At 63.2% G+C, this 21306-nt stretch carries 21 protein-coding genes and 1 tRNA gene; 10 read left to right on the top strand and 12 right to left on the bottom strand.

Annotated features, from left to right (window positions below):
* Positions 1-92: 92 nt before the first annotated feature.
* From KJP28_RS10305 to KJP28_RS10295, 3 genes are all read right to left on the bottom strand, one after another.
* On the bottom strand, positions 93-506 hold the full coding sequence (locus KJP28_RS10305; protein WP_218392460.1) for a DUF1330 domain-containing protein: 414 nt from the start codon (positions 504-506) through the stop codon (positions 93-95).
* 89 nt (positions 507-595) lie between these two features.
* On the bottom strand, positions 596-1927 hold the full coding sequence (gene tig, locus KJP28_RS10300; protein WP_218392459.1) for a trigger factor: 1332 nt from the start codon (positions 1925-1927) through the stop codon (positions 596-598).
* 176 nt (positions 1928-2103) lie between these two features.
* Positions 2104-2188, bottom strand: a tRNA-Leu gene (locus tag KJP28_RS10295).
* A gap of 149 nt (positions 2189-2337) precedes the next feature.
* Between KJP28_RS10295 and KJP28_RS10290 the strand changes: the two genes are divergently transcribed.
* Complete coding sequence (locus tag KJP28_RS10290; protein WP_218392458.1) at positions 2338-2853, top strand: Hint domain-containing protein; 516 nt, start codon at positions 2338-2340, stop codon at positions 2851-2853.
* A gap of 33 nt (positions 2854-2886) precedes the next feature.
* Here the strand turns inward: KJP28_RS10290 and KJP28_RS10285 are convergent, their stop codons facing one another.
* Complete coding sequence (locus tag KJP28_RS10285; RefSeq protein WP_218392457.1) at positions 2887-3363, bottom strand: Lrp/AsnC family transcriptional regulator; 477 nt, start codon at positions 3361-3363, stop codon at positions 2887-2889.
* A gap of 150 nt (positions 3364-3513) precedes the next feature.
* Here KJP28_RS10285 and KJP28_RS10280 point away from each other — a divergent pair, with 150 nt between their 5' ends.
* The 5 genes from KJP28_RS10280 (at position 3514) to KJP28_RS10260 (ending at position 7504) form a co-directional block, all read left to right on the top strand.
* A complete protein-coding gene (locus KJP28_RS10280; RefSeq protein ID WP_218392456.1) occupies positions 3514-3819 on the top strand; it encodes a DUF2849 domain-containing protein in 306 nt (101 codons plus the stop codon).
* On the top strand, positions 3812-5470 hold the full coding sequence (locus KJP28_RS10275) for a nitrite/sulfite reductase (RefSeq protein ID WP_218392455.1): 1659 nt from the start codon (positions 3812-3814) through the stop codon (positions 5468-5470). The genes KJP28_RS10280 and KJP28_RS10275 overlap by 8 nt, the downstream gene beginning before the upstream one ends.
* Entirely contained in the window at positions 5460-6185 is a 726-nt protein-coding gene (locus tag KJP28_RS10270; RefSeq protein WP_218392454.1) for a phosphoadenylyl-sulfate reductase, read from the top strand. The genes KJP28_RS10275 and KJP28_RS10270 overlap by 11 nt, the downstream gene beginning before the upstream one ends.
* On the top strand, positions 6182-6604 hold the full coding sequence (locus KJP28_RS10265) for a DUF934 domain-containing protein (protein ID WP_218392453.1): 423 nt from the start codon (positions 6182-6184) through the stop codon (positions 6602-6604). The genes KJP28_RS10270 and KJP28_RS10265 overlap by 4 nt, the downstream gene beginning before the upstream one ends.
* 66 nt (positions 6605-6670) lie before the next feature.
* Positions 6671-7504: a ferredoxin--NADP reductase gene (locus KJP28_RS10260; RefSeq protein ID WP_218392452.1), complete on the top strand. Its 834-nt coding sequence runs from the start codon at positions 6671-6673 to the stop codon at positions 7502-7504.
* A gap of 83 nt (positions 7505-7587) precedes the next feature.
* On the opposite strand, the gene KJP28_RS10255 is transcribed toward KJP28_RS10260, so the two are convergent.
* Complete coding sequence (locus KJP28_RS10255) at positions 7588-8400, bottom strand: translation initiation factor 3 (RefSeq protein ID WP_218392451.1); 813 nt, start codon at positions 8398-8400, stop codon at positions 7588-7590.
* A gap of 135 nt (positions 8401-8535) precedes the next feature.
* Between KJP28_RS10255 and infC the strand changes: the two genes are divergently transcribed.
* The gene (gene infC / locus KJP28_RS10250) at positions 8536-9129 is read left to right on the top strand and encodes a translation initiation factor IF-3 (RefSeq protein ID WP_472850321.1); all 594 of its coding nucleotides are present in this window, start codon (positions 8536-8538) and stop codon (positions 9127-9129) included.
* Between the two features lie 72 nt (positions 9130-9201).
* Here infC and KJP28_RS10245 read toward each other — a convergent pair whose 3' ends face one another.
* The 7 genes from KJP28_RS10245 to KJP28_RS10215 all read right to left on the bottom strand — a co-directional run bounded on the left by KJP28_RS10245 (position 9202) and on the right by KJP28_RS10215 (position 18724).
* Positions 9202-10749, bottom strand: coding sequence for a glutamate synthase-related protein (locus KJP28_RS10245; protein WP_218392450.1), 1548 nt, complete (start codon positions 10747-10749; stop codon positions 9202-9204).
* A 97-nt stretch (positions 10750-10846) separates the two neighbouring features.
* A complete protein-coding gene (locus KJP28_RS10240) occupies positions 10847-12769 on the bottom strand; it encodes an OmpA family protein (protein WP_218392449.1) in 1923 nt (640 codons plus the stop codon).
* A 170-nt stretch (positions 12770-12939) separates the two neighbouring features.
* Positions 12940-13722: an FAD binding domain-containing protein gene (locus KJP28_RS10235; protein ID WP_218392448.1), complete on the bottom strand. Its 783-nt coding sequence runs from the start codon at positions 13720-13722 to the stop codon at positions 12940-12942.
* A gap of 12 nt (positions 13723-13734) precedes the next feature.
* Entirely contained in the window at positions 13735-16098 is a 2364-nt protein-coding gene (locus tag KJP28_RS10230; RefSeq protein WP_218392447.1) for a xanthine dehydrogenase family protein molybdopterin-binding subunit, read from the bottom strand.
* Positions 16099-16157: 59 nt separating this feature from the next.
* Positions 16158-16643, bottom strand: coding sequence for a (2Fe-2S)-binding protein (locus KJP28_RS10225; protein ID WP_218392446.1), 486 nt, complete (start codon positions 16641-16643; stop codon positions 16158-16160).
* A 117-nt stretch (positions 16644-16760) separates the two neighbouring features.
* A complete protein-coding gene (locus KJP28_RS10220; RefSeq protein ID WP_218392445.1) occupies positions 16761-17753 on the bottom strand; it encodes a molybdopterin-binding protein in 993 nt (330 codons plus the stop codon).
* Positions 17753-18724, bottom strand: coding sequence for an XdhC family protein (locus KJP28_RS10215; RefSeq protein WP_218392444.1), 972 nt, complete (start codon positions 18722-18724; stop codon positions 17753-17755). Before KJP28_RS10215 ends, KJP28_RS10220 begins: the two co-directional genes overlap by 1 nt.
* A 94-nt stretch (positions 18725-18818) precedes the next feature.
* On the opposite strand from KJP28_RS10215, the gene trpC reads away from it, so the two are divergent.
* The 3 genes from trpC to KJP28_RS10200 are packed head-to-tail and all read left to right on the top strand — an operon-like array spanning position 18819 to position 21267.
* Positions 18819-19619, top strand: coding sequence for an indole-3-glycerol phosphate synthase TrpC (gene trpC / locus KJP28_RS10210; RefSeq protein WP_218392443.1), 801 nt, complete (start codon positions 18819-18821; stop codon positions 19617-19619).
* On the top strand, positions 19616-20095 hold the full coding sequence (gene moaC, locus KJP28_RS10205) for a cyclic pyranopterin monophosphate synthase MoaC (protein ID WP_218392442.1): 480 nt from the start codon (positions 19616-19618) through the stop codon (positions 20093-20095). Before trpC ends, moaC begins: the two co-directional genes overlap by 4 nt.
* Positions 20095-21267 carry a molybdopterin molybdotransferase MoeA gene (locus KJP28_RS10200; protein ID WP_218392441.1) on the top strand — a complete coding sequence of 391 codons (1173 nt, stop codon included), beginning with the start codon at positions 20095-20097 and terminating at the stop codon, positions 21265-21267. The genes moaC and KJP28_RS10200 overlap by 1 nt, the downstream gene beginning before the upstream one ends.
* The last annotated feature ends 39 nt before the right edge of the window (positions 21268-21306 follow it).

Genomic DNA, 21306 nt, shown 5'->3' with positions numbered 1-21306 from the left:
TTCATCGTGCCCCAAATATGCAAACCCGCAGGCCGCCCCCATGGGCGGCCTGCTTTTTATGTGCGGGCGTCAGCCCGCTCCTTTTGGTTGCGTCAGCCGAAACCCGAGCCTGCCTTGCCCGGCTCCATGCGGATCAGCCGTGAGGTTTCCACCGCCGCCTGCCGGTGCACCATCGCTGCGCGGTAGTCCGGGTCCTTGATCATCTCGACGAAGGCATCGACGGACGGATACTCGGCGATGAAACAGGCATCCCATGTCTCGTCCGACGGGCCGATGAGCATGTGCTCCATCGTCCCTGACCAAACGATCCGACCGCCCAGGCGTTTGAAGACCGGCGCGCTTTCGCGGCCGTAGGCGGCGTAAGCCTGCGCGCCCGTCGCTTCACGTCCATCCTCGTATCGGGCCTGCGCCCGGAACTTCACGAGATTGAGCATCTGGATCGGTCCCTCGCGCGGCACGTCGCGAAAGGCGCGAAAGCTGTCTCCGTCAAATCCTGTGTAGGTCATGGTCGGTCCTCCTCGGATCGACCCTAACACCGGAGACGAAAAAGGCCGCCCCGAAGGGCGGCCCGAAACGCAACGTCATGGAACGTGGCTCACTCTTCGTCGAGCGCGTCCACGGCCTTTTGCAGGTCGTCCTTGGAGACCTCTTTCTCTTTCACATCAGCCTGTTCCGCGATGTGATCGACGACCTTGTCCTCGAACAAAGGTGCCTGGATCTGCTGGCGCATCTGCGGGTTCTGCTGAACGAAATCGAAGAAGGCCCGTTCCTGACCCGGGTACTGACGCGCCTGGTTCATGACGGCCTGGGTAAATTCGGCGTCGGTCACTTCGACTTCGGCTTTCTGTCCGATCTCGGCCAGGACGAGGCCAAGGCGCACACGGCGTTCGGCCAGCTTCTGGGCCTCGTCGCTCACCTCGATCTCAGGGTGATCGTGGCCTTCGACGTCCGGGTTTTCCTCGTGCCAAAGCTGGTGCGCGATCTGCTTGGCTTCCGCGTCGACAAGGCTCGGCGGCAGTTCGAACGACACCTTGCCGTCGAGCGCGTCCAGAAGCCCGCGCTTCATGACGGCGCGGGCTGCACCTGCATATTCCGCTTCGAGGCGCTCGGTCACCTGCGCCTTGAGCGCGGCGAGGTCTTCGGCTCCGTATTTCTGAGCCAGTTCGTCATTGATCTCGGCGGCAGCAGGTGCCTTTACGGCTTTGATCGTGCAGGAGAAAACCGCTTCCTTGCCGGCCAGGTTCTCGGCACCGTATTCCTCGGGGAATGTCACGGTGACGTCCTTCTCCTCATCGGCCTTCACGCCCACGAGCTGTTCCTCGAAGCCCGGGATGAACTGGCCGGAACCGAGCACGAGCGGGAAATCCTCGGCCGAGCCGCCGTCGAACGCTTCGCCGTCGACCTTGCCCACGAAGTCGAGCACGACCTGGTCGCCGTCCTTGGCCTTGGAACCTTTCTTGCGGTCCTCGAAGTTCTGCGCGTTTTCGGCCAGCGATTTCAGCGCGTCGTCGACTTCCTCATCCGACGCCTTGACCACGAGACGCTCCAGCTTGAGCGAGGTCAGGTCGACTTCCGGGATCTCGGGCAGCGCCTCGTAGGACATTTCGACTTCGACGTCGTCGCCCTCTTTCCAGTCCTCGTTGGTCATCTTGACCTCGGGCTGCATGGCCGGGCGGTCGCCGGACGCTTCGAAGTGATCGTTCATCGCCCCGTCGACGGCTTCCTGCATGGCTTCGCCCATCAGGCGCTGGCCAAACTGCTTCTTGAGAAGCGCCATCGGCACCTTGCCCTTGCGAAAGCCCTTCATCTCCACTTCGGGACGGGCCTCTTCCAGCTTTTCGTTGACCTTCGCGTCCAGATCGGCAGCAGGCACGACGATCTTGTAACCGCGCTTCAGGCCTTCGTTCATGGTCTCGGTGACGCTCATAGCAGTTCCTTCATAGGCAAATGGGGCGCGCGCACCGCGCCCCCGGAAATTTCACGCCCTTCTATTGAGCGTCACCGGGCGTTGCAAGCCGATTGGCACGAAAACGCATGAATCAGAACCGGGGCGCGCATCATGCGCCGCAGAAGTGCAATGGGATGGATGCAATTGGCATGAAGTGGTGCGGGTGAAGGGACTCGAACCCCCACGCCTCGCGGCGCCAGAACCTAAATCTGGTGCGTCTACCAGTTCCGCCACACCCGCACGCGGGCCGATGTAGCACCACCGGCCAAGCTTTGCGAGAGGCAAAGACGGTGTATCGAGCCAATATTCGACAATTTTTCTTGGCGGTTAACCCTTTGTTTGGTTAGCATGATCAAAAAAAGAACAGGCAAAATTGAGCAGGTATAACCATGACCCAGATCATGACTCGGGTCGCGTCCGGCAAGTCCGTTCGCGTCACGCTCCCCCTGTGCCGTTCGGGTCTCGGCCTCGGCACATCCGTAATGACGACAGACGGGGCGCTGCCCGTCGAATACCTCACCCCAGGCGACCGTATCATCACCTTTGACGCAGGCGCGCAAACGCTTGAAAGTCTGAACGTTTTGACACTTCCGATGGACGACCTCGTGCGGCTCCGGCCCTCCGTTCTGGACGAGGACGGGTTCGGGCGCAACGTGGTCATGTCGGCGCGTCAGAAGCTCTTGGTCCGGGACTGGCGCGCGCCGATGCTGTTCGGCAAGCGCGCCGCTCTGGTCGAAGCCTGTCGGCTGGCGGATGGCGACTATATCACCCGGATGAACGGCAATGTGCCGATGCGGGTGTTCCAGCTCCACTTCAAGGGCAGTCAGCACGTGATCCAGCTCGATCAGGGTTTGATGGTCACCTCTGCCCGGACGTCGAAAAAAGCTTCGTCCTCAAAGGCCTGACGGCATCTGGCCCGATTAGTTGCGTCGTGTCGGTCAACGCTGCGCGGTGTCGAGCGGCAATTCAGTGGTGAACTTGATCTCTTCCATCGACAGAAGCGCGGTGACGTTGAAGATCTTCACCTCTGAAATCAACGCCTGATAGAAGGTGTCGTAGGCCCGCGCATTCGCGACACGCACCTTCAGGATATAGTCGATCTCACCCGCCAGCCGGTGCGCTTCCATCACTTCGGGGCGCGCGCGCAGCGTGGCGAGGAACTTGTCCTGCCAATCCGCCTCGTGCTCGGACGTGCGGATCAGCACGAAAAAACAGGCCTCCAGCCCCAACTTCTCGGCATCCACGATGACCGTTTGCGGTCCGATCACGCCGGCTTCGCGCATTTTGCGAATCCGGTTCCAGACCGGGGTCTTCGACGACCCCACTTTTCCCGCGATCACGTCCAGCGACTGGCTCGCATCCGCCTGCAATTCGCCAAGGATTTTTCGGTCTATGTCATCAAGCTGTGACGGCATTCTGCGAACCTCTCTGCAACGAGACAAATGATCCATTTAGGCCGTCCGGGAGGAACAATCATCCTTATTCGCCGCCCCTACTGGCCTCGAAACGGGACAATGTCCTATATCTAAACCTAACACAAGCCAAGACGCGAAGAGGCGAACATCATGGCCAAGCGCTTCCAGCCCGGAATTGTCAGTGCGAACGACCTTTTGTCGGGCGCCGTCATCTACCTTGCCGCCGATGGCACATGGGTTTCGACCATGTCCAAGGCAGAATTCATCACCGATGCAGAACGCGCCGATGAGCGTCTCGCGCTGGCGGAAACCCAGCCGGAGATCGCCGTGGGCGCATACCTTGCCCCTGCCGACAACAGCGACGCGGGTCCGGTGCCGAACCATTTCCGCGAAAGCTTCCGCGCAGAAGGCCCTTCCGCCCCTGCCCGCAAGTCCTGGGGATATGCAAATGCTTGACGCACAGAACAACCCGACCCGCACCTATCTCGACCGCCGTGTCGAGGAGTTCCGCGCTCAGGTGAACCGTCGCATCGACGGCTCGCTCACCGAAGACGAGTTTCGCCCGCTGCGTCTGATGAACGGTCTTTACCTGCAATTGCACGCCTACATGCTGCGCGTCGCGATTCCCTACGGCACGCTCAACGCCGATCAGCTCGACGTGCTGGCCGAGATTTCCGAACGCTGGGATCGTAGCTACGGCCATTTCACCACGCGCCAGAACATCCAGTACAACTGGCCCAAACTGCCAGATGTGCCGGACATGCTCGCCCGTCTCGCCGACGTGAACCTTCACGCGATCCAGACCTCGGGCAACACGATCCGCAACGTGACCGCCGATCCGCTGGCCGGTGCCCATGCCGACGAGCTGATGGACCCTCGCCCGGTGGCCGAACTGATCCGCATCTGGTCGACGGACCACCCGGAATACCAGTTCCTCGGCCGCAAGTTCAAAATCGCCGTCACCGGTTCGCCCAACGACCGCGCCGTCACGAAGGCGCATGACCTTGCCGTGCGGATTGTCGAGAAGGACGGCGAGATCGGCTACCAGATCCTCGTCGGCGGCGGGCTTGGCCGGACTCCGGTCGTGGGCCGCGTGATACGTGAGTTCCTTCCGCAGGCCGACCTGCTGCCGTATCTCGAAGCGGTGCTGAGCGTCTACAACCTCGCCGGCCGCCGGGACAACAAATACAAGGCCCGGATCAAGATCACGGTCAACGAAATGGGGCTCGAGGAATTCTCGACCCGTGTGGACGAAGCGTTTGCCCGTATCCGGCCGGAATTCTCCGGCGCGGACCAAGACCTCCTGGCCGAGCTTCAGACCGCCTTCGCCGCTCCCGAGCTTGCCCCGCGCGACGACGCGGCCTATCACGCCGCCCGCGCTGCCGATCCGGTCTTCGCAAGCTGGGCGGACGTGAACCTGCGTGAGCATTTCGCCGAGGGCTACGCCATCGCGATGATTTCGCTCAAGCCGCATGGCGGCGTGCCGGGCGATGCCAATGCCGAGCAGATGCGCGTCGTCGCTGAGCTTGCCCGCAAATACGGCCAGAACGAAGTGCGGGTGACGCAGGAACAGAACCTCGTCCTGCCCCACGTCGCCAAAGCCGACCTCCCTGCCGTCTTCGGAGAGTTGAAGGCGCACGGGCTGGCCACCGCGAATGCCGGCCTCGCCTCGGATATCATCGCCTGCCCCGGCATGGATTACTGCGCGCTGGCAACGGCACGCTCGATCCCGGTCGCTCAGCAGATTGCCGAGCGCATGGCCGAGAACGAAATCGACGTCGGCGAAATGGCGATCAAGATTTCGGGCTGCATCAACGCCTGCGGGCATCACCACATCGGTGACATCGGAATCCTCGGCCTCGACCGGGCCGGCGTTGAAAACTACCAGATCACGCTGGGCGGCGATGCCGGTCCCGACATGAAGATCGGTGAAAAGACCGGCCCCGGTTTCGCCTACGACGAAGTCGCGGACGCCGTCGAGCGCCTGGTGCATGCCTATCTCGACCTTCGGCACGACGGCGAGTTGTTCCGCGACACGATTTCGCGGACCGGCCCCGAGCCTTTTAAATCTGCGCTCTACGACGAGGAAAAGGCCAATGCCGCTTGAAGCCCTAGCCTATCCGATGCGCGAAGACATCGCGGCGACGATCAACCTTCAGTTCGCCGAGACGGATGCGCAAAGCTTCGTCGAGCATGTGCTCACGGAACATGGCAATGTGGCGCTGGTATCGTCTTTCGGGACCGAGAGCATCGTGCTTCTTGACCTGGTCGCCCGCGCTGACCGGAACGCCCCGGTCCTGTTCCTCGAAACCGGCATGCTCTTTGCGCAGACGCTGGAATATCAACAGGACGTGGCTGAACAGCTTGGTTTGACCAACGTGAAGGTCGTGCGTCCGGCCGCCGAAGACCTGAAGACGAAAGACCCCTTCGGCCGGCTGCATATGGGCGATACCGATGCTTGCTGCGACATCCGCAAGGTTCTCCCGCTCGAACGTGCGCTGACGCCGTACGACGGCTGGATCACCGGGCGCAAGCGCGTGCATGGCGGCCAGCGCAAGCAGCTCGACCTCGCCGAGGTCGAAGGCGACCGGCTCAAGTTCAATCCGCTCGCGCATTGGTCGGGCGACGAGGTGCGTGGCTATATCGAAGCCAAGGGCCTCCCCAAACATCCGCTGATCTCGCAAGGGTATGCCTCGGTCGGCTGTGCGCCCTGCACATCGCCCACCAAGGCGGGCGAAGACCCACGTGCGGGCCGCTGGCGCGGTCAGGACAAGGACGAATGCGGTATTCACTTCATCGACGGAAAGGCGGTGCGGGCATGAGCATCATCGTGACGGATACGGGCTTTGCGCCCGAGGACTGGACTGGCGGCTTCCTCGCCATCGAGGGTGTCGAAGCCGGTGCAGGAGATTGCGAGACGACGGGCATCGACCTCGACCCCGGTGCGGACATCAATGCGCAGAAGGCCTGCCTCATGCGCGCGCCGGTCATCCGCATCGCATTCGCGAGCTTTTCCGACGGGCGCGGTTTCACCATCGCAAAATCGCTCCGGCTCATGGGCTACAAGGGTCGGCTGCGCGCCGGTCCCGGCCTGATCGCCGATCAATACGCCATGGCACGGCGCGCAGGTTTCGACGAGGTCGAGATCACCGAAGAGCTCGCCGAACGTCAGCCGGAGGAGCAATGGCGCTTCCGCTCCGACTGGCAGGCCTATGACCATCAGTCGCGGCTGCGCGGGTAGACCCGAGCCGAAAATACACCTATTAGACGCGCGAAAGGGCGGGGTCATTGCGGCCCCGCGATCCATATGAACGAAGTGACATCCGTGACCGAAGCACAGAAAATCAAACCCGTTCCGACCCTGCCCGATGCACAGACCGTGACGGAGGTGCAGCATTACACCGACCGTCTGTTCTCGTTCAAATGCACGCGGCCGGCATCCTTGCGGTTCCGCTCCGGCGAGTTTCTGATGATCGGACTCATGGGCGACAACGGCAAACCGCTCTTGCGTGCTTATTCGATCGCCTCGCCCGCCTGGGACGAGGAGCTGGAGTTCTATTCGATCAAGGTGCAGGACGGCCCGTTGACCTCGAAGCTTCAGCACATCCAGCCGGGCGATGAGCTGATCGTGCGGCCCAAGCCGGTCGGCACGCTCGTGCATGACGCGCTGCTGCCTGGAAAACGCATCTGGTTCTTTGCCACCGGCACCGGGTTCGCGCCTTTCGCCTCGCTCCTGCGCGAGCCGCAGACCTACGAGGATTACGACGAGGTCATCATCACGCATACTTGCCGCGAGGCGGGCGAGCTGACGTACGGTCGCGATCTGATCGAAAGCATCAAGAACGACGAGCTTCTGCACGAGCTGATGGGCCCGGAATTTCACGAGAAAATCCGCTACTATCCAACGACGACACGCGAAGAAAGCGCCAAGATGGGCCGGATCACGGATCTCATGCGGTCCGGTGAGGCGTTCAAGGATCTCGGTGTCGAGCCGCTGAACCCGCAGAGCGACCGCGCGATGATCTGCGGCAACCTCGCGTTCAACCTGGAACTCAAGGAAATGCTCGAGGAATACGGGCTGGAAGAGGGCGCGAATTCCGATCCGAAGCATTACGTGGTGGAAAAAGCGTTCCTCGATTGAACCACTGCGCCACACATTGAAACCGCCGCCCGGAACGCTCCGGGCGGCGGTTTTCGTTTCGGTGCGAGATGCGTGTGGTCGGCTTACATGTCGAACGCCGTCTTGATCTGTTCGATAACCTCGGGGACCATGTCGGGGTTGTCCGCCGCACTTTCGACCGCGCCGACGAGCGTGGTTTTGACCGGGTCCGGCAGGTCCGATCCCTCGATGAATTCGGTGATCTGAGCTGCATCGAAGGTTTCCGGCTCCAGATACTGCGTGATACCGGCGGCGTCCATCGCAGCGGCTTGTGCCGTGTCGGCTGCGTTCTCCGCCGTTTCCGCTGCGCTCTCGGCTGCGCCGGCAGCCGCTTCAGCCGCATCCGACGCGCCCTGGGCTGCTGCGTCCGCCGCCTCTTCCGCGGCTTCTGCGGCGGTTCCTGCTGCTTGTTCCGCAGCATCGGCAGCGCCTTCGGCGGCATCCCCAGCCGCGTCGCTTGCCTCCGACATGGCGTCCGAAGCGGACTCGGCGGCGTCCTGAGCCGCGTTCGCGGCGTCTTCCGCGGCGGTGGCAGCGCTTTCCGCGGCGTCGCTCGCCGTTTCTTCCACGGCGTCCATCGCCTCGTTCGCAGCGCCCTCTGCCGCTTCGGCAGCTTCACTGGCCGTTTCTTCGACCGAATCCGCTGCGTCAGACGCGGCATCACCGGCGCCTTCGGTCGCCTCGCCTGCGGCATCTACGGCATCCTCTACGGCCTGCGCCGCGTCTTCTGCCGCTTCGCCGACACTTTCGGCCGCGTCATTCGCCATGTCTTCGACCTGTTCGCCCATCGCGTCGACATCGCCGCTGTTGGTGTACCAGAGATACCCTCCAACCGCCAAAATCGCGACGACGATAATTCCTATCAGCCCTCTGTTCATGATCCCTCTCCGTTTGGACGGGTCGCAATCAGACCCAATGCACATGAGATGCGCTTCACGAAGTTCAACTTCAAGGGCAACAGGTTTTCGCTCGATTACCAGCACTTATCGGCTTGAAAGCAGGCCAGTGCGCCTATACCTTCCCAGCCCGAAACTCCAAGCAACAATCGAAGGATTTGGACCATAGCCCGCAGACCTCATAACGCGCCGCCGACGCGCGAAACCGGCCCCCGTGTCAACGACCGGATCAAGGCCCCCGAAATCCGACTTATCGGCGCCGAAGGCGAAAATGTCGGCGTTGTCACGCCTGAGCGTGGCATGGAGCTTGCTGAACAGGCCGGTCTCGACCTGGTCGAGATTTCGCCGAACGCAACGCCGCCCGTCTGCAAGATCATGGATTTCGGCAAGTTCAAGTACGAACAGCAGAAGCGGGAATCCGAGGCGCGGAAAAAGCAGAAGATCATCGAGGTCAAAGAGGTCAAATTCCGCCCCAACACCGATGTTCACGACTACGACGTGAAAATGCGCAATGTGGTGAAGTTCCTGGAAAAGGGCGACAAAGTGAAAGTCACGCTGCGCTTCCGTGGGCGCGAGATGGCGCACCAGAACCTTGGGCGTGAGCTGCTCGAACGGGTGGCCGAGGACGTCAAGGAAATCGGCAAGGTCGAGAACATGCCGAAAATGGAAGGCCGGCAGATGATCATGATGATCGGACCGCTGTCCAAGTAGCGCGACGCACCATGCGATTTGACGAGCCCCGCCTCACCGGCGGGGCTTTTCCATTCTAACGTGTCGGACACTTCATCCGGCCACGCCTGCGAACCGAATCCCTGTCAGCGCAGCCATGTCGCGATCGAAGGTGGTAATGTCGAAGGGACGAAATTCTGACAACGCGCTATGGCCGCAGGCGCGGGCGAGTGCTGACATCATCTGCGTCGATGCATCGAAGAACCGTGCAAGGCGATCTGCGCCTGCCTCGACATCCAGCCGCTTGCGCAATTCCGGCTTCTGTGTCGCCACGCCGGTGGGGCAATTGTTGGTATGGCACATTCGCGCCGCAACGCAGCCGACCGCCTGTATCGCGGAATTTCCCAGCGCGACGGCGTCGGCCCCCAAGGCCAACGCTTTCGCGAAATCCTCGGGCATTCTGAGACCGCCGGTGATGACAAGTGTGACGTCGCGCCCGGCTTTTCGGTCGAGATGCGCGCGCGCACGTGCGAGGGCGGGAATGGTCGGGATCGAGATATTGTCGCGAAACAGCAGGGGTGCTGCGCCTGTGCCCCCGCCCCGTCCATCGAGAATGACGTAATCGGCCCCAGCTTCGAGCGCGAAGTCGATGTCATCCTCGATATGGTTCGCGGAGATCTTGAAGCCGACCGGGATACCGCCGGACATGTCGCGCACCTCGTCAGCGAAACGCGCGAATTCGGCGGGCGTATGCAGGTTCTCGAACGTCGCGGGCGACACGGCATCCTCGCCTTTTTCCAGCCCGCGCACTTCGGCGATCTTGTCGGTGACTTTCGACGCCGGAAGATGGCCGCCGATACCGGTCTTGGCCGCCTGCCCGCCCTTGAAGTGAAAAGCTTGAACCTTTTGCGCAATGTCAGGCGTCCAGCCGAAAACGGCAGATGCGTATTCATAGAAATACCGGCCATTGGCCTCCTGCTCCTCGGGCATCATGCCGCCCTCGCCGGAGGCGATTCCCGTCCCGGCCGCTTCGGCACCTTTGGCAAGGGCCAGTTTGGCCTCGGGCGACAGGGCTCCGAAGCTCATGTCGGTCACGAAGAGCGGAATTTGCAGGGTCAGCGGCTTGTCCGCGCGTGGGCCGATCACGGTTTCCGTGGCGACCTCGGCGTCATCCAGGAGCGGCTTTTTCGCAAGCTGGGCGGGAAGTAGCTGTATATCCTCCCATTTCGGCAGGCGATCTCGCGGGACCCCCATCGCGTCCATCGCTCCATGGCCCGACGAAATCCCTTTGCGCGCGATCTCGTGTATCCGCGCGACAGTCGGCTCCTCCGGCGTCGGCTCCGGCTCTGGTGGGCCATCGTCCGTGTCAGCCTCAGGAACCGGGTCGCCCACATCCAGATCTTCGGGAAGCTTGTTGTGCGTGCCATCGCAGAACGGCGCGTCCGAAGTCCCCTTGCACCGGCACAAATAAGCATCGCCGTCTTCGTCCGCGGTAAACTCCAGCGGCGCGAGCCCCGTCCCCTTGTGCGATCCGTCGCAGAACGGCTGGTTCTTCGAGCGTCCGCATCGGCACCAGAAATACGTCTCGCCCTTCTTGAGTTCGACTTTTGCCGGGGATTTCGCGGCGATCAGTGGCGCTGCATCTGTGTCGTCGTTCGGCATGTGGCTCGTTCCTCCCTTGAACTGGCTTTTCGATGATACGACAAAAACGGGCGCGAAGATGAAACTCCGCGCCCGTTTGGTTCGTCCGCTAACCGACTTATTGCAGCAGCGGCGTGATGTTGCGCACGTTCGCGCGCCGGTTCTGGCGCTCTGCGTCGGCGGTCACGATTTTCAACTCGCTTTCACCATAGCCCTGCGTGATCAGGTTTTCCGGCGGCACATCGAAATATTCCGTGAGTGCGAGGGCCACACTTTCGGCGCGACGGTCGGACAGGGCAAGGTTGTAGCTTGCATTACCCACCGCGTCCGTATGGCCTTCGATCAGGAACACGGCATTCGGAACCTCCTCGATCACGTCGCGAATCGCGACGCCCAGATCGGCCAATTCCTCCGCCTGGCTCGCGCGGATGACCGCCGAGCCCGTGTCGAAGGTGATCGCGTCGACTTCGATGACAGGGGCGAGGTCACGTACGCTTTCGTACTGTCGCACCTGACGGAGCGAGAAAGTACGGCCAGTGTTCTGGTTCATCGTTGCCATCAGCGCGTCACGCAGTGCCGCTTCGTCGGACGCCGAAACATTCGTTTGCTGGCGCTGTCCCGAGTTGGCGACATCGTCCCGGTCGACCGGTTCCGCCGCTTGCGTGTCGTCAAAGAGCACGTAGCGCGTGCCATCGGGCATCAGGCGAACGCGACGCACGGTCGTGCCGTCCGCCTCGCGCACGGTGACGATACGCACGCCGTTTTCGCGGCGAACGACCGTCTTGGTCGATCCGTCGTCATAGGTCCGGGTGCGTATGGTCGAGCCGGGACGGCGCAGGATTTCGTCGTCGTTCTTCAGCACTTCAAGATCGCCTTCGGGATTGCGCACCACGATGCGATCCCCGGAATTCGATACGATCTCGTCGCCATTGGCCAGGATCGTGCCGATAGCGATACCGCCGAGACCCGCGAGGACGGTTTTCTCGAAATTCGTGAGTTCACGGTTCAGACCCTGACCCTGCTGATTGTCTTCGGCCTGAGCATTCGCTTGCGCATTGCCGCGTGCTCCGACCTGCGTTTCGAACTCCTCGCCAGACGACCGCGCCTGTTCCTCGGTCACGGTTTCCGTCTCGACGCCTTCTACATCGACCATCTGTTCGTCGAGCAGTTCGTCATCGGCTTCCGCATCAGCTGCGGCAGCAGATTCGGGGGCCACGTCTTCGACAGGCGTTTCCGGGACGTCGGGGCCTTCTTCAGCTTGCGCCTCGATGTTTTCGTCCTGCTCGGGCGCAACCCGGTCCGCGATTTCGTCGGCGAGCTTCTCGACCAACGAACCGTCGTCTTCGCCAGCCTCGGCTTCGGCTTCGGCCTGTGCTTCTGCTTCGGTGCTTTCGGCAGGCTGTTCGGTGTCGGCCTGGGCCGCCGGTTCTTCGGCCGGCATCTCTTCGGTGACCGCGTCGTCCTGTGCCGTTTCCTCTTCGGCCGGCTCCTGATCCGCGATAGCCTCATCTGCAGCGGATTGCGCCGCCTCATCGGTCATCGGTTCCTGCGGCTCCTGTGCGGCGTCCGCCTGAGGCTCTTCCTGAACCTCGGTTTCGACTTCAGCTTCGGCTTCTACTTCCGCCTCTGCAGGCGGCGTTTCGGGTTCGCTGGCAGCGGTCTGTCCGGCCTCACCCTCGCCTGCGGGTTCAGGCGCAGTCTCGGCGGCCTCGCCCTGTGCATCCGCGTTGTCCGGCTGTGCCTGGGCAGGCTCTTCGCCGGGCGCTGCGGGTTCCTGAGGTGTTTCCGCCGTTTCCGGTTCTGCGGGCGGCTCAGGCGCGGTCTCGGCGCTTTCGGGTTCAGGGTCGGAGGGCAGCAGACTTTCGCGTGCCAGTTCGACAGCGTTCTCGACGCGCACGCCATCAGCGGTCACGCACGGAAAAGGACCGGTGACGGTGCATTCTTCCAACTGCTCTTCCGCGTCCTGTGCGAAACTCGCCGGCGTCATCAGCGCGGTGCAGAGCGCGACGACGGAGGTGGATTTCAGGGCGTTCTTCATCATTGTGATATCTCCTCTCGTTTCCCGATGTTTCGGGCAAACTTCCTGTTCAGAACGCGCCGGGCGGCTGGGGTGTTCCGTCGCGACCCCGCAATCGGCCATTCCCGAAACCCACAAGCGAAAAACCGCGCCCCCGTGGGGACGCGGCCAGAAGGTTCGTTTTTTGTCGGGGCTCAGCCCGCTTTGGTAACAGCCCGCTTGGTCAGGACGCCGACCAGATGGGCGCGATATTCCGGCGAGCCATGAATATCGCCGATCATGCCGTCACTTGGCACCTTAAGGCCTTCGAGCGCATCCGCGGCGAAATTCGACGACAAGGCGCTTTCAGCCTCGGACCACCGGAAGACACCGCCTTCGGAGGCCCCAGTGACCGCGACGCGGACGCCGTTCGCCGTTTTTACGACGAACACGCCAACCAGGGCAAAGCGCGACGCGGGTTGTTCGAACTTCACATAGGCGGCGGCCTGCGGGATCGGCATTTTCACCGCCGTGATGATCTCGCCCTCGTTGAGCGCGGTCTCGAAAAGGCCAACAAAGTAGTCGTCCGCCGCGATCTCGCGTTCATTCGTCACGATGGTTGCGCCCGAGGCAAGTGCCGCCGCCGGGTAGCAGGCCGAGGGGTCGTTGTTGGCGAGCGAGCCGCCGATGGTGCCCCGGTTGCGCACATGTGGATCACCGATCAGTCCGGCAAGGTCCGAGAGGGCCGGATAAGACCCTTCGGCTGCGACATCGGCATGACAGGTCGCGCCACCGATGATCAGCGTGTCGCCCTCCCTTCTGATCCCTTTCAACTCGTCGATCGCGGTCAGCGACACGAGCGTCTCGGGCATGGCGAGCCGCTGTTTCAGCGTCGGGATGAGCGTCTGCCCACCTCCGAGCGCCTGCGCCTCTTCGCTTTTCAGGGCATTGACCGCATCGGCCAGCGAGGTCGGCCGTTCCAATTCGAATGCATACATGGTTCGTCCTCCTTACTGGTTCATCGCGGCCCAGACCCGGGACGGGCTGAGCGGCATGTCGATATGGGTCACGTCCTTGCCGGCACGCTGAAGCGCGTCGACCACGGCGTTGACGACGGCAGGCGGCGATCCGATGGCTCCGGCCTCGCCACAGCCTTTGACACCGAGCGGGTTGTGGGTGCAGGGCGTCTGGCAGGAGTGATCCACCGCGAAGCTCGGCACGTCCCCAGCACGCGGCATGGCGTAGTCCATGTAGGAGCCGGTCAGAAGCTGTCCGTCCTCGTCATAGACGCAGCCTTCCAGCAGCGCCTGCCCGATGCCTTGCGCGAGCCCGCCATGGACCTGCCCCTCGACGATCATCGGGTTCACGACATTGCCGAAATCGTCGGCGGCCGCGAAGCTCTCGATCGTGACCTTTCCGGTCTCGGGGTCCACTTCGACCTCACAGGCATAAGCGCCCGCAGGATAGGTGAAGTTGTTGGGGTCGTAGAACGCCGTTTCCTCAAGCCCCGGTTCGATATCCTCGAGCGGGTAGTTGTGCGGCACGTAGGCCGCGAGCGTCACATCGCCCCAGGCCACGGATTTGTCGGTGCCAGCCACGCTGAATTGCCCGTCCTTGAGTTCGATGTCGCCTTCGGCGGCCTCGAGCAGGTGGGCGGCGATCTTTTTCGCCTTGGCGATGATCTTCTCGGTCGCCCGGACCATGGCGCTGCCTCCGACCGCGAGCGAGCGCGACCCGTAGGTGCCCATGCCCATCGGCGTGTTGGCGGTGTCGCCGTGCACGATCTCGACCATGGAAGCGTCGATGCCGATCATCTCCGCGACAACCTGCGGGAACGACGTCTCGTGCCCCTGCCCATGGCTGTGCGAACCGGTCATCACGACCAGACCGCCGGTGGCGTTCACCCGCACCGTGGCGCTTTCGTAAAGCCCGGCGCGTGCACCGAGTTGCCCGACGAGGTGACTGGGCGCGATGCCGCAGGCCTCGATGTAGCAGTTCACGCCGACACCACGCAGCTTGCCGCGCTTCTTCGACTCTTCGGCCCGTTTGTCGAAGCCCGCGAGGTCGATCATCTCCTCGAGCTTGTCCATCGTCGCCACGTAATCGCCGGTGTCGTATTCCACCGCGACCGGGGTCGCGTAGGGGAATTCGGTGACGAAGTTCTGACGCCGGAGCGCGATCGGGTCCACGCCCAGTTCGCGCGCCGCCTTGTCGATGACGCGTTCGAGCTGGTAGGTCGCCTCGGGCCGCCCGGCGCCCCTGTAGGCGTCGACCGGGACGGTGTTGGTGAACACCGCCTTCACGTTCACGTAGATCAGCGGCGTCTTGTAGTTGCCCGCCATCAGCGTGCCATGAAGCCATGTCGGAACCGAAGGAGCGAAGGTGGACAGATAGGCCCCCATATTCGCATAGGTTTCGGTGCGCAGCGCGGTGAAGTTGTTGTCACCGTCCAGCGCCAGTTCGATCTTCGTCACATGATCGCGCCCATGGGCGTCCGACATGAACGCCTCGGACCGGCTCGACGTCCACTTGACCGGGCGGTTGAGCGCCTTGGCTGCAAAGGTGCAGAAGGCCTCTTCCGCGTAGTGGAAAATCTTGGTGCCGAAACCGCCGCCCACGTCAGGCGCGACCACGCGCAGTTTGTGCTCGGGGATACCCAACACGAACGCGCCCATCAGAAGCCGGATCACATGCGGGTTCTGGCTGGTCGTGTAGAGCGTGGAATTGTCGCCCGCCTGGTCGTAATCCCCGATCGCCACACGCGGCTCCATCGGGTTGGCGACGAGCCGGTTGTTGACGAGTTCAAGTGTCGTGACATGCGCCGCGTCCTTGAACGCCTGTTCCACGGCAACCTTGTTTTCCTCGACGAAGCCCCAGTCGTAGCACAGGTTGCTCGACAGGTCGTCATGCACCTTGGGCGCGCCGTCCTCGATCGCCTTTTTCATGTCGATCACGGCGGGAAGATCTTCGATATCGACTTCGATGGCTTCGGCCGCGTCGCGCGCTTGATCGAGCGTATCGGCCACGACCGCCGCGATGGGGTCGCCCACATGCCGGACCTTGCCTTGTGCAAGGATCGGATGGCCCGGTTCCTGCATCGGCTCGCCATGTTTGTCGGTCACCTGCCAGCCGCAGGGCATGCCCCCGACGCCTTCGAAATCGGCACCCGTGAAGATGCGGACAACGCCAGGCATACCGGCGGCCGCTCCGGTGTCGATCCCGTTGATCCGTCCATGCGCAACGTTCGAGCGCAGGAAAAAGACATAGGCCTGTCCGGGCCGGTTCAAATCGTCTGTGTAACGTCCGGTGCCTTTCAGGAACCGAAGGTCTTCGCGGCGCTTCGTCGGTGCGCCGATGCCTCCATCAGCTGGCATGTTTCATCCTCCCTGGATAACGGCGGGTGTCCCGCCCTGTCTCGGGTCCAAGCCCGGACTTATTCCGCGGCGACCGCGCTCACGTCCTGACCGGACGCCGCCATGATCGCCTTCACAATGTTGTGGTAACCGGTGCAACGGCAGATATTTCCGCTGAGATAGGTCCGGATTTCCTGTTCGGTGGGCTTCGGATTCTCCTCCAGAAGCGACGCGGCGGTCATCACCATGCCCGGCGTGCAGAAGCCGCATTGAAGCCCGTGGTGATCCTGAAACGCCTGCTGGATCGTGTTCAGCGTGCCGTCGGCGGCGGCCATGCTCTCGATCGTGGCGACCTCGGCCCCGTCCGCTTCGAGCGCGAACATGTTGCAGCTTTTCACGGATTTGCCGTTCACATGCAGCGTGCAGGCACCACATTGCCCGGTGTCGCAGCCGACATGGGTTCCCGTGAGGCCAAGGTTTTCCCGCACGAACGTGGACAGCAACGTGCGGCCCTCCACCTCGCCGGAAACGGACTTGCCGTTCACGGTCATCGTGACCTTCGTCATTGTTTCCTCCCTGACGATTTTTGATTTGGTTCAGTTAAGCATCCAAACAGCGGCTTGAGAACAGGGCAAATTAGGTATGAGTTGTAACAGTTTGCACGGCAGAGGCATTTTCACGCCTCAACCTGCCCTCGGCTGCTTGCGCATCGGCACTTCCTTGAGCAAACCGCCAACACCCATCGCCGCGATTTCGGCAGACGTGGGCGCAAGACCGGCCGCGAGCCGTTCCAGCACCCAGTCGGCACCGTTTAGCGCGGGCGAGCGGGCGCAGCCGGGTAGTCCGATCACCGGGCGGCCATCGGCGAGCGTGCCGTAGAACAACAGGTTGCCGGGATCGACCGGCATCCCGAACCGCGTGACCTCACCCCCGGCCCGGCGCACGGCCTCTGGCCCGACGTCGCGGGGGTCGGACGTGGCGGAGGCGGTGAGGATCAGAACCATGTCCGCCTCGGTCGCGCCGAGCGCGTCGGCCACCGCGGCCGTTTCATGCTCACAAGCGACGCTTGACGCGAGCGTCATGCCGAGGCCGTCCAGACGGCCCTCGATCGCCTTCAGCCCCTTCCCTTTTTCCTCGCTGGACCCGGCATCGTGCCGCGTGACGATCAAGTCAGCGGTACGCGCCCTGATCGGAGCCAGACGGATCGCCCCACGCCCGATCTCCGCGGCCCGCTCCACGCTCTCGCGCGGCGCGCCATAGGCGATGATCTTGACGGTTCCCACCATGCCTTTCACGCTCATCCGGTGCCACGGCGGCACCGTGGCGAGCGTCACCATGTCGTCCACGGCATTCACGGCGTCGAGTTTGTCGACATCCAGCATCGCCAACCCGATCTCGTCCGCCAGTATGTTGACCCGCCCCGTAAAGGGCTTGGAGAGCGACAGGCCGGATCCCTCCACGAGTGCTTCGGCCAGAATGCGGGCGGCTTCGTCCTCGCCCATGTCGCCGGGGCCGAGACGCGCGATGGTCACGCGCTCGATGCCGGAGGCTTCGAGTGCCGCCACGTCCTTTTCACCCACCACGCGCCCCTTGCGCAGCCGACCGTCCGACAGGGCCACGGAATGGGCGAGCACGGCACCAAGCGCCTCGCGCACGGGGACCGCTCCGAACTCCATCAGCCCTGTCTCAAGGCCTGCGTGACCTGCGCCATGACGGAAATCGCGATCTCGGCGGGCGATTTGGACCCTATGTCAAGACCAACCGGCGCATGGATGTGGGCGATCTGTTCGTCGGTGAATCCGCGATCTTTCAGCCTGTCCACACGCTTGGCATGGGTGCGGGTCGAGCCCAGACAACCGAGATAGAAGCAATTCGAGGCGACCGCTGCCTCGATCGCCGGATCGTCGATCTTGGGGTCGTGCGACAGGGTGACGACGGCGGTACGGGCGTCGAGGCCGTAATCCGGCAAGACGTCATCAGGAAAATCCTCACGAATATCCTCGCCGGGGAAACGGTGATCCTGCGCGAAAGCCCCGCGCGGGTCTATGACGAGCGGGTCATAGCCCGCGATCCGCGCCATCGGCACCAGCGCCTGCGCGATGTGGACGGCGCCGACGATGACCATGCGCAGTGGCGGGTTGTGGATCGCCACGAAAGTGCGTTCGTCCTCTTCGACGCCAGACCGATCTGCGCGAAACCGCGCCGGCGCGGTCTCCGGTCCGATTAACCGCCGCGCCCAATCGTCAAGGTCCACGACATAGCCAATCGGCTCACGCGCTGCGCGTTTCGCGACGATCTCGGCCAGCATCTCTTCAGGGATTTCGTCGCCGACCGGCTCCACGAGCACCCGGATCGTGCCACCGCAGGCAAGACCGACCGCATAAGCCTCGTCATCCGAAACGCCGAAGGTCAGGAGCCGCGAACCGCCCGTTTCGAGCACCTCCTGGGCTTCGACGATCACCGCGCCTTCGACGCAGCCGCCAGAAACCGACCCTTGTATCTCGCCCGCCCCCGAAATCGCCAATTGGCTGCCCACGGGCCGGGGCGCCGATCCCCATGTCTGCACGACGGTGGCGAGCACCGCGCCCTTGCCCGCGCGGTGCCATTCCAGCGCCACTTCGGGGATGTCGTCAAATCTCTCGCTCATGGGCTCCTCCATCAAGACAACGCTGGCACCGTTCCCGACCTTTCGCAAGTGATCCCACCTTGCCCCGCCCGCGCCACCTGACTAAACGAGTTGCATGACCAACGTGCTCGACAAGATCAAAGCCTATAAACTCGAAGACGTGGCCGCCCGCAAAGCCGCGCGCCCCCTGTCCGAGGTCGAGGCGGCGGCCCGCGACGCAACCCCGCCGCGCGGCTTCGCGGACGCGCTGATGGCGGATGCGAAGACCGGCTACGGGCTGATCGCCGAGGTCAAGAAAGCCTCGCCGTCGAAGGGCCTGATCCGCGCCGATTTCGACCCGCCGGCGCTGGCCCGCGCATACGAGGCTGGCGGCGCGAGCTGCCTGTCGGTGCTGACCGACACGCCGTCCTTCCAGGGGGCCGACGCGTTTCTCGTCGCCGCACGGGACGCGACCGCCCTGCCCGCGCTGCGCAAAGACTTCATGTACGATACCTATCAGGTGACTGAGGCGCGGGCGTTGGGCGCGGATTGCATCCTGATCATTATGGCGAGCGTGACCGACGGCCAGGCCGCGGAACTTGAAGCCGCCGCGTTCGACTGGGGCATGGACGTATTGGTCGAAGTTCATGACGCCGAAGAACTCGAACGTGCGACCGCTTTGACTTCGCCCCTGCTCGGCATCAACAACCGCAACCTCAAGACCTTCGAGACGACGCTGGACACGACGCGGGAACTCTCGCGCCTCGCCCCCGCCGACCGACACCTCGTCTGCGAATCCGGGCTTTTCACATCCGCTGACCTCGCGGCCATGGCCGAGGTCGGGGCGCGCAGTTTCCTGATCGGTGAAAGCCTGATGCGCCAGGACGATGTCGAGGCCGCGACCCGAACGATCCTCGCCGACCCGGTGCCGGCATGAGTGGCAAGCTCACACATTTCGACGAGACCGGACAGGCCCACATGGTCGACGTGTCCGACAAGGAGGTGACCGACCGCACCGCGATTGCCGAGGGGGTCGTCATTATGGAGCCTTCAACGCTGGCGCTGGTCAAAGACGGGACCGCCAAGAAAGGCGACGTGCTGGGTATCGCGCGGCTTGCCGGTATCATGGGGGCCAAGAAAACGTCCGACCTGATCCCGTTGTGCCATCCGCTCCCGGTAACGAAAGTGTCGCTCGATCTGTCCACGGACGACACGTTGCCCGGGGTCCGGATCACCGCGACGGTCAAGACCTCCGGGCAGACCGGCGTCGAGATGGAGGCGCTCACCGCCGTCTCGACCGCCGCCCTCACGGTCTACGACATGCTTAAGGCCGCCGAGAAAGGTATGCGTATCGAGGGCATACGCTTGCTTGCGAAAACCGGTGGAAAGTCAGGCACTTACGAGGCGGTGTGATGATAACGGTCGAAGACGCGCTGTCCCGTATTTTCGACCTCGTCGCGCCGGTCGGAACGGAAACCGTGCCATTGGCGGACGCAGCCGGGCGTATTCTCGCAACCCCAGTAACAGCCCGGCGCGACCAGCCGCCATTCGCAGCCTCGGCGATGGATGGATACGCGTTGAAGTCGGTCGAGGCGGACCCTGAAGCCATGTTCAAGGTCGTGGGCGAAGCGCAGGCGGGCCAGCGTTTCGATGGAAACGTCGGAGCAGGTCAAGCGGTGCGGATCTTCACTGGTGCGCCGGTGCCAGAAGGCGCGGACATGGTGGTGATCCAGGAAGACGTGGACAGGCGCGGCGACCTCATCACCCTGCACCGGGACGTGCCGGATGGCCGCAACATCCGCCCTGCGGGGAACGATTTTCGCGTGGGCGACACGCTCGACGCCCCGCGCCGTCTGAGCCCCCGCGACGTGGCGCTGATCGCCTCGATGAACCAGCCGCAGGTAGAAGTGTCCCGCCGCCCCGACGTGGCAATCATCGCCACCGGCGACGAATTGGTGATGCCAGGCGAAGAGCCCGGGCCGGACCAGATCATCGCCTCGAATTCCTTCGGGCTGAAGGCGATGCTGGAAGCCGAGGGCGCTCGCGTGCGGCTCCTGCCCATTGCCCGCGACAACGAGGCAAGCCTGCGCATGGTCTTCGGCCTTGCCGCAGGTGCCGACCTCGTCATCACGATCGGGGGCGCGTCGGTCGGGGACCATGACCTTGTCGGGCCGGTCGCCGCCGAGCTTGGCATGGAACAGGCGTTCTACAAGGTCGCGATGCGGCCCGGCAAACCTTTGATGGCCGGTCGGCTGGGGAATGCCGTGATGGTTGGTCTGCCGGGAAACCCTGTGTCCGCAATGGTTTGCGGTTCGGTCTTCGTCATTCCCGCCCTGCGCGTGATGCTGGGACTGCCGCCTGCACCGATCACCCATATGACTGCCACCTTGCGCGAGGATCTTGCCCCGAACGGGCCGCGGCAGCACTACATGCGCGCTGTCCTGGATGAGCGCGGCATCGCTGCAATGTCGTCTCAGGACAGCGCGCTCCTGTCGGTCCTGGCCCACGCCAACGCGCTTATCGTGCGACCGCCCTCCGATTCGGCGCGCAAGGCCGGCGAAACGGTCGATTATCTGCCTCTCTGACGCCCGGAATGTTCCAAACCGTTGACACGAAACGGGAAC

The organism is Maritimibacter dapengensis (assembly GCF_019218265.1).
Lineage (GTDB): Bacteria > Pseudomonadota > Alphaproteobacteria > Rhodobacterales > Rhodobacteraceae > Maritimibacter > Maritimibacter dapengensis.
Note: the sequence above shows the minus strand (reverse complement) of the source record. Positions and strands in the feature narration are given on the sequence as shown.

What these genes read in the sequence shown, in the direction of transcription:
- trpC (WP_218392443.1), top strand. Translation starts at nt 18,819, where the DNA reads ATGACCAACGTGCTCGACAAGATCAAAGCCTATAAACTCGAAGACGTG.
- KJP28_RS10220 (WP_218392445.1), bottom strand. Translation starts at nt 17,753, where the DNA reads ATGGAGTTCGGAGCGGTCCCCGTGCGCGAGGCGCTTGGTGCCGTGCTC.
- KJP28_RS10270 (WP_218392454.1), top strand. Translation starts at nt 5,460, where the DNA reads ATGCCGCTTGAAGCCCTAGCCTATCCGATGCGCGAAGACATCGCGGCG.
- KJP28_RS10285 (WP_218392457.1), bottom strand. Translation starts at nt 3,363, where the DNA reads ATGCCGTCACAGCTTGATGACATAGACCGAAAAATCCTTGGCGAATTG.
- KJP28_RS10290 (WP_218392458.1), top strand. Translation starts at nt 2,338, where the DNA reads ATGACCCAGATCATGACTCGGGTCGCGTCCGGCAAGTCCGTTCGCGTC.
- KJP28_RS10200 (WP_218392441.1), top strand. Translation starts at nt 20,095, where the DNA reads ATGATAACGGTCGAAGACGCGCTGTCCCGTATTTTCGACCTCGTCGCG.
- KJP28_RS10305 (WP_218392460.1), bottom strand. Translation starts at nt 506, where the DNA reads ATGACCTACACAGGATTTGACGGAGACAGCTTTCGCGCCTTTCGCGAC.
- KJP28_RS10240 (WP_218392449.1), bottom strand. Translation starts at nt 12,769, where the DNA reads ATGATGAAGAACGCCCTGAAATCCACCTCCGTCGTCGCGCTCTGCACC.
- KJP28_RS10215 (WP_218392444.1), bottom strand. Translation starts at nt 18,724, where the DNA reads ATGAGCGAGAGATTTGACGACATCCCCGAAGTGGCGCTGGAATGGCAC.
- KJP28_RS10230 (WP_218392447.1), bottom strand. Translation starts at nt 16,098, where the DNA reads ATGCCAGCTGATGGAGGCATCGGCGCACCGACGAAGCGCCGCGAAGAC.
- KJP28_RS10255 (WP_218392451.1), bottom strand. Translation starts at nt 8,400, where the DNA reads ATGAACAGAGGGCTGATAGGAATTATCGTCGTCGCGATTTTGGCGGTT.
- tig (WP_218392459.1), bottom strand. Translation starts at nt 1,927, where the DNA reads ATGAGCGTCACCGAGACCATGAACGAAGGCCTGAAGCGCGGTTACAAG.
- KJP28_RS10280 (WP_218392456.1), top strand. Translation starts at nt 3,514, where the DNA reads ATGGCCAAGCGCTTCCAGCCCGGAATTGTCAGTGCGAACGACCTTTTG.
- KJP28_RS10235 (WP_218392448.1), bottom strand. Translation starts at nt 13,722, where the DNA reads ATGTATGCATTCGAATTGGAACGGCCGACCTCGCTGGCCGATGCGGTC.
- KJP28_RS10275 (WP_218392455.1), top strand. Translation starts at nt 3,812, where the DNA reads ATGCTTGACGCACAGAACAACCCGACCCGCACCTATCTCGACCGCCGT.
- KJP28_RS10265 (WP_218392453.1), top strand. Translation starts at nt 6,182, where the DNA reads ATGAGCATCATCGTGACGGATACGGGCTTTGCGCCCGAGGACTGGACT.
- KJP28_RS10260 (WP_218392452.1), top strand. Translation starts at nt 6,671, where the DNA reads ATGAACGAAGTGACATCCGTGACCGAAGCACAGAAAATCAAACCCGTT.
- KJP28_RS10225 (WP_218392446.1), bottom strand. Translation starts at nt 16,643, where the DNA reads ATGACGAAGGTCACGATGACCGTGAACGGCAAGTCCGTTTCCGGCGAG.
- moaC (WP_218392442.1), top strand. Translation starts at nt 19,616, where the DNA reads ATGAGTGGCAAGCTCACACATTTCGACGAGACCGGACAGGCCCACATG.
- KJP28_RS10245 (WP_218392450.1), bottom strand. Translation starts at nt 10,749, where the DNA reads ATGCCGAACGACGACACAGATGCAGCGCCACTGATCGCCGCGAAATCC.